Origin of the sequence: Streptomyces palmae, assembly GCF_004684805.1 — a bacterium.
In the GTDB taxonomy this organism is placed as follows: domain Bacteria; phylum Actinomycetota; class Actinomycetes; order Streptomycetales; family Streptomycetaceae; genus Streptomyces; species Streptomyces palmae.
Window position 1 is genome coordinate 1 of the sequence record NZ_SRID01000762.1, and the last position, 798, is coordinate 798.

Annotated in this window: 1 protein-coding gene; it reads left to right on the forward strand. The window is 74.7% G+C overall.

Going from position 1 to position 798, the window contains the following annotated elements:
• On the forward strand, positions 1-798 hold a 798-nt coding region (locus E4099_RS32535), incomplete at both ends, for an acyltransferase domain-containing protein (RefSeq protein ID WP_135342665.1).

Below are 798 nucleotides of genomic sequence, written 5' to 3' on the forward strand. Positions count from 1 at the left end.
CCACCCTCCACATCGACCAACCCACCCCCCACGTCGACTGGACCACCGGCAACATCACCCTCCTCACCCACAACACCCCCTGGCCCCACACCAACCACCCACGACGCGCCGCCATCTCCTCCTTCGGCATCTCCGGCACCAACGCCCACCTCATCCTGGAGCAGGCGGAATCCCAGGGGCCGGCCGCCGAGGAGCCACCGGCGCCCTCGGACGACCGCACCGTGCCCTGGGTGCTCTCGGCGCGGAGCGATTCGGCGCTGCGGGCCCGGGCGTCCGAGCTGGCCGCGCGGGTCGCCGCCGACACCAGCGTGTCCACGGCCGATATCGGCTGGTCACTGGCCGCGGCGGAGCCGGGCTTCGAGCACCGGGCGGTGGTGGTGGGCACCGCCCGGGAGGAGTTGCTGGCCGCCCTGGGCTCGCTGGCGGACGGCCCGCTGCCTCCGCCGGTGGCCGGCGGCGCCGCCGCCCAGGGCCCCGTACTGGTCTTCCCCGGACAGGGCTCGCAGTGGGCCGGGATGGGCGGCGAACTGCTGGAGTCCTTCCCGGTCTTCGCCGCCCGGATCGCCGAGTGCGAGCAGGCCCTGGCCCCCTACGTGGACTGGTCCCTGACCGAGGTCCTGCGCGGCACCGGGAGCGCCGCCGACCTCACCCGGGTCGACGTGGTCCAACCCGCGCTGTGGGCCGTGATGGTCTCCCTCGCCGCCCTCTGGCACAGCTTCGGCATCACACCCGCCGCCGTCGTCGGCCACTCACAGGGCGAGATCGCCGCCGCCTGCGTCGCCGGAGCACTCTCCCTCG